A 6018-nucleotide genomic window follows, 5' to 3' on the forward strand; every position below is an offset into this window, starting at 1 on the left:
AGCCAAGGGAACCGCGATAAAAATAGCTAGTAACAAGGTCAAAAGTGACAACTGCAAATGTTGAGAGAGAGCTGTCAACCAATCACTAAAACGATCCTGAAAAGTTGCAATTAAATTAGTCATGAACACTACCTCCAAACAAATCTGCTACAAATTCTGTGGCAGGAGCTTTTAAAATGGTCTCGGGGTTCGCCACCTGACGAATCTCTCCATCCTGCAAGACAGCAATACGGTCACCTAATTTCAAAGCTTCATCCGTATCATGGGTCACAAAAATCGTTGTCATTCCAAACTCTTTATGCAATTCTTTAGTCAGAACCTGCAACTGTTTTCTCGAAATAGCATCCAAGGCTGAAAAGGGTTCATCCATGAGGAGAATCTTAGGCTGACCAATCATAGCCCGTACAATTCCAACCCGTTGCTGTTCTCCACCAGACAATTCACTCGGAAGTCGATGTCCATACTCAGCTACTGGCAAGCCAACCTTGTCCAAAAGCTCTTCTGTTTTCTGAGCAATTTTTTCCTTAGTCCATCCCTTCATCTCAGGAATCAGGGCAATATTTTCCGCGACCGTTAGATTAGGAAAGAGAGCAATAGCCTGTAAAACATAACCAGTAGAAAGACGAAGTTCACGCTCATCATAGTCTTTGATGCGCTTGCCATCCATAAAAATATTTCCATCAGTCGGTTCCAAGAGACGGTTAATCATCTTGACCATGGTCGTCTTACCGGACCCAGATGGCCCAACTAAAACCATAAACTCTCCATTCTCAATCCGTAAATTAACATCTCTCAAGATATCTTTTTCTGTGTAGCGTAAAGCTACATTTTTGTATTCAATCATTCTGTATCCTCAATTTAAAACTTCCCTCGATTGGTCAAGTCTTCTACCTTAGGCATGACTTCCTTATTGTCCCAATACTCCACAATTTTCCCGTTTTCTAGACGAAAGATATCGTACTGGGCATAGACAACTCCACCAATCTGATTCTGACCATAGCTAACCACATAGTTTCCTTGTCCTAAGAGTTGGAAAACAAAGTCAAAAGTGGCCTTTACTTATAAACAGCTAATTTGCTATATTCTAAACCTCATTTTCATCCTCTTTCAGATTAGCCAAAATTCTTTCTTGAAAGGCTTCAAACTGACGAATTTCTTCCTCGGTGAATCCTTTATAAAAGATCGTATCCAATTTCTGACTGACACGATGCCCCACTTCTTTCTGAGACTGCCCCAACTCTGTTAAAACCAAATACTTCTTACGCTTATCTTCTCCACATGGACTAATAGTTACAAGATTTTGTTCCTCTAGTTTTTTAATCATCGTCGTCAGAGTATTATTAGCAAGCCCAGTCGCAAGCGCAATATCTGTCGCAGTTGCGCAGCCAGTTTCACTATTCCATAAAACCGCTAAAATCTTGCCCTGTTCACTCCGATAAAGAGCTTCAGGATCTTGGCTCAGTAACTTTTGAAAAATCCGCCCATTCAACAAACGAATATGATGGGCTACCAAATGACTATCTTTCATGACACCTCCAATTTATTTCGATATCGAAACGAATGAAATAATTGTAACACTTGTCATTTCATCTGTCAACTATTTCGATTTGGAAATAATTTTTCCTAGCAAAAAAAATCTCCCACCCAAGGTAGAAGATTTGAATCTAATAAACTTAATCCGTCATGTCCGATACCAATGTTCGATGCTCCAACGGAATACTGCACATAACTAGCAAGAAAATGAAACCTGACTGAATCCAGAAGAGGGCCAAGTCAAAGATTCCATGCACAGCAACCACTGTAAGGAAAGATAGATAAAGACCTATAATCGGACGTTTCCCCGACTCCTGACTCATATCCATCATCAAGCGAACAGGAGCCACAGAAGACAAAACTAATAAAATGGTCCCCACAATTCCGTAACTCAGAATCGTATCAATATAAAGACTGTGAGCATGTTCATGATAAGGAGCATGTATCCGAGGATAGGAGTGCATGTAAGTCAATGGCCCCTCACCCCAAAAAGGATTTTGCTTAAATAAGGCCATCCCAGCATCCCAGATAGAAATTCGTTCTTCCATAGAAGAGTCTAAAGTCCCCATCCGAACTCCCAAATCACTAGAAAAGAGGAAGCTCAAGCCAATCGCAAAGACCCCAATACTAAGCCAAAAGGCCTTCCAGTTTTTAATGGTCGTAAAGAGATAAATAATGGCTCCAGCGATAATTGCAGGAAAGGCAGTTCGATTTTGCGTAAAGTTCAAACCAAAGAGATTCACAAAGCCTGCAATCACACAGAATACTTTCAACCAATTCAACTTGGTCGTTGTAAACAAATAGAAGGCAATCATGATACAGAAACAACAAATAATTCCATAATAATTAGGGTTAAAGAAGGTCACTTCTGCACGATTCTGATGCCACACCTGCATATTGGGTGAAAGAAAAGCATAGTTGAATTTCTTCACAATTTGGAAATGTTCTAAACTCGCAAAAGCAGCTGACAAGACGCTACCAAACAAGACGAGCTGCAAAATCAATCGAAAGAATTTATGTGATAAAATCGACTGATAGTGCAAAAAGAAAACAGTAAATAGAAAAATTCCTACTGAAGCCACAACTCCCATCCAATTTTGTGCAAAAACGGATATAACAGTACTATAGCCAAGAAAAAGAAGTAGCATCGGATGCTCCCCCATTTTCTGAAGAATACTTTTCATGTCCCCTGTGAAAATTAAACTGATAATATATAAACAGAATACAACTACAAAAAGATAAAAGGGTAAAAAGATACTCAGGATAATTCCCAATAAAATCAGCTCTTTACTAGACAACCCTTTCAGCTTTTCAATAAAGCCTATTGATTTCAAAATGAATCCTTTCTCTCCAAATCAGTTGATTCAGATAATAGTAAGCTACCCTATATTGTACCACTTTTTTAGCAATTTGAAAACAAAGGAAACGTTTTCTAAAATAAAAACCCTATTTTATCAACCATATCAAGGCTTCAAAATGTTACTTCAATTCCGTTCTCAATTACCCGATAAGTCTGATTTTGCAAATCAATTTCTGCTACTGCTGTTACGGACTTATCTTTATTTTGACGTTTTATTACAATGCTGTGGGCTGTTGGTGTTTCAACGTCAATAGTTCCTTCTAAATCAAAGGCCTCTGATTGATTACGGAAAGAAAATAGATTGAGAAGAGACTTCACCACAGGACGTTGAACTTCTTCTGCTATTTCCTCATTGCTATAGTAATGACGATTAATATTTCGACCTTCTTTAGTTTCTTCTAATAGTTTCAAGTCATTCTTTCCTGCTAGTAGCCCCACATAGTAAATCTGAGGAATACCTGGAGCACAAGCTTGAATTAGACGAGCGAGAAAATACTTGATATCATCATCTCCAAGCGCAGAATAATAGGTTGAATTGATTTGGTAGATATCTAAATTGTTATACTCGGCACTGGAGTACTTACGTTTGACATTTGCTCCAACCTTATAGAGTTCATTTGAAGCATAGTCAATCTCCTCATCGGTCAGGATATCCTTGACATCTACTACTCCAATCCCATCATGGGTGTCTAGCGTCGTAAATTGCTTCATTGGGCTCATCTTTAACCACTTGGCCAAACGCTCTGTTCTTGAACTGTAAAGAGTATAAAGTGTCACCATTGGAAGAGCAAAATCGTAAACATAGTAATCGTGATCCGCTATTTTAAACTGAATCGAATAATGTTCATGAATCTCAGGTAAGAGCTCTGTCCCATACTCAGCAGCGATATCTCGAACTTTGTCCAATAAATCCCAAATATCTGGTTCCACAAAGAAATCATTAGTATCCAATTTCTTCACTGCATAAGCAAAGGCATCTAGACGAATCAAATCACACCCATTACTTGCCAAGTGCTGAATAGTCTTACGGATAAATTCCATAGTTACTTCTTTGGTCACATCAAGATCAATCTGCTCCTCACCAAAGGTATTCCACAAATGTTCCACTGACCCATCTTCAAAAACAATCTCTTGCTTTGGTGCACGATCCTTACGCTTGTATATTAAATCTACATCAGACTGTGTCGGACGGTTTTCTGGCCAAAACTTATCCCAGTTTAAAAAGAGATCTTTAAATTCACTGGCTTCATGTTTTTCTTGATAGTCCTTATAATACTTAGATTGACGAGAAATATGATTAATCATAAAATCAAACATAAGATAATATTTCTCACCTAAACGCTTAACATCCTCCCAATCACCAAAAGCTGAGTCCACTTCGTCGTAGTCAACTGGCGCAAATCCACGATCACCTGTTGATGGGAAAAATGGTAGAAGGTGAACTCCTCCAATAGCATCTCCAAAATGCTCTTCCAAATTATCATATAGGTCTTTAAGATTATTTCCCAAACTATCTGAATAGGTAATCAACATGGTTTTATTCTGAATCGGCATCATTACTCTCCTTTTTCTAATTGAAGCCAAGCCTCATATGACTTGGCTTCGTAAATCAAATTCATGTTATACTCTTCGAAAATCAAATTCAAACCACGTCAGCGTCGCCTTACCGTACTCAAGTACAGCCTGCGGCTAGCTTCCTAGTTTGCTCTTTGATTTTCATTGAGTATTAAATCTCTGTTTATCATCAAACTCGTACTAATATAGACTGTGATAAACTAAGTACTACTTTATTTTTCTCTTGAATTGTCAATAAGCTGAACCCATCCTCTGTGTCAGAGACTATAGATTCCATGAGTTCTTCTTACTTCACTGCTCCGTTGCTCATTCCTGAAATAATATGTTTTTGGAAGATGAGGTAGACGACAGTAATTGTTACAATTCCCACAATATAGGATGCAAAACTTGGCCCATAGTCATTAAAATATTGACCTTGGTAGTTGTACTGGAAGAGAGGCAAAGTCCACAGCTTGGAATCCTTATTCAAAATCAACAATGGCAACATAAAGTCATTCCAGAACCATAATGCATTGATAATCAAGGTTGTAGCATGCATGGGCTTCAGCATTGGAAAAATAATTCGACGGTAAGTTGTAAATCGATCAGCCCCATCAATTTCTGCAGCTTCATCTAAACTATCTGGTACACTGATTTTAATATAACCGACATACAAGAAGAGGGTCTGTGGAATTGCATAAGTTAGATAGAGTAGTACCAACCCCCACATATTTGCCAGGCCGAGTTTGCTCATCATAACTGTGATAGGAATCATAATCACCTGAAATGGAACAAATATCCCTAAGATCAAGAGCGAATACATAATTGCAAAGGCTTTTTTCTTAGACATATTTCGAGCAATGGAATAAGCTGCAGCTGGTATAAAGAAGGCTACTACAATCAATGATAATACCGTAATAACAGCTGAATTCCAGAAATAGCCTCCAATCCCATCCGAAATCAATCGTTCATAATTGCTTAATGTAAAAGGATTGGGCAAACCAAAGAAATGATTCATGATATCCTTGGTTGTCTTGAAGGAACTAAAAACCGTTACCAACAAAGGAACAAGTATGAGAATACCACCTACTATCAAGAGGACATACTTCCAAAACTGATTCAATTTTTCTTCTTTTTTCATGTGTAAGACTCCCCTATTAGATTTCAAATTTCTTTGATAGTTTGATTTGGATCAGAGAAACAATTCCAATAATTAAGAATAAAATCAAGGCAATTGCATTCGCATATCCATATTGATTACTCTTGAAGGCATAGTTATAGACTAAAAGACCAAGAGACGTTGTAGCATTATTAGGACCACCACTCGTCAAAGCAAAAATTTGGTCAAAGGCTGTCAAACCGGACTTAAGAGCTAGGATAAAAACCATAGAAATGGTTGGTAGCAAATATGGTAATTCAATCTTCCAAAAAGTTTGTTTGCTTGTTGCACCATCAATTGATGCCGCCTCCAAAATATCAGATGGAATACTCTGAAGACCAGCAAGAAAGAAGATAATTGGCATTGCTACTCCTTGCCATAGAAGAACAAAAATAGTTGCCACTACCGCACC

At 38.1% G+C, this 6018-nt stretch carries 6 protein-coding genes and 2 pseudogenes; all 8 read right to left on the reverse strand.

The genetic code is table 11. The annotated features are described in order from the left end of the window. A pseudogene (locus ACLNCN_RS02775) lies at positions 1 to 123 on the reverse strand (ABC transporter permease/substrate-binding protein); the annotation flags it as partial. After that, complete coding sequence (locus tag ACLNCN_RS02780; protein WP_424844565.1) at positions 116 to 844, reverse strand: ATP-binding cassette domain-containing protein; 729 nt, start codon at positions 842 to 844, stop codon at positions 116 to 118. The pseudogene ACLNCN_RS02775 and the gene ACLNCN_RS02780, both read right to left, overlap by 8 nt. 14 nt (positions 845 to 858) lie before the next feature. After that, positions 859 to 1050 (reverse strand): annotated as a pseudogene (locus tag ACLNCN_RS02785) (nuclear transport factor 2 family protein); the annotation flags it as partial. Positions 1051 to 1084: 34 nt separating this feature from the next. Next, on the reverse strand, positions 1085 to 1528 hold the full coding sequence (locus tag ACLNCN_RS02790) for a MarR family transcriptional regulator (RefSeq protein ID WP_265476396.1): 444 nt from the start codon (positions 1526 to 1528) through the stop codon (positions 1085 to 1087). A gap of 145 nt (positions 1529 to 1673) precedes the next feature. Continuing rightward, entirely contained in the window at positions 1674 to 2867 is a 1194-nt protein-coding gene (locus ACLNCN_RS02795; protein ID WP_045611046.1) for an O-antigen ligase family protein, read from the reverse strand. Between the two features lie 137 nt (positions 2868 to 3004). Beyond that, entirely contained in the window at positions 3005 to 4447 is a 1443-nt protein-coding gene (gene gtfA / locus ACLNCN_RS02800) for a sucrose phosphorylase (RefSeq protein ID WP_045611044.1), read from the reverse strand. A 307-nt stretch (positions 4448 to 4754) separates the two neighbouring features. Beyond that, positions 4755 to 5588 (reverse strand): carbohydrate ABC transporter permease, encoded by an 834-nt coding sequence (locus tag ACLNCN_RS02805; protein WP_261020800.1) that lies wholly within the window; start codon positions 5586 to 5588, stop codon positions 4755 to 4757. A gap of 16 nt (positions 5589 to 5604) precedes the next feature. Then, positions 5605 to 6018: carbohydrate ABC transporter permease (locus tag ACLNCN_RS02810; RefSeq protein WP_424844566.1), on the reverse strand; the 414-nt coding region annotated here is incomplete at its 5' end.

The organism is Streptococcus sp. CL8.13 (genome assembly GCF_049737895.1).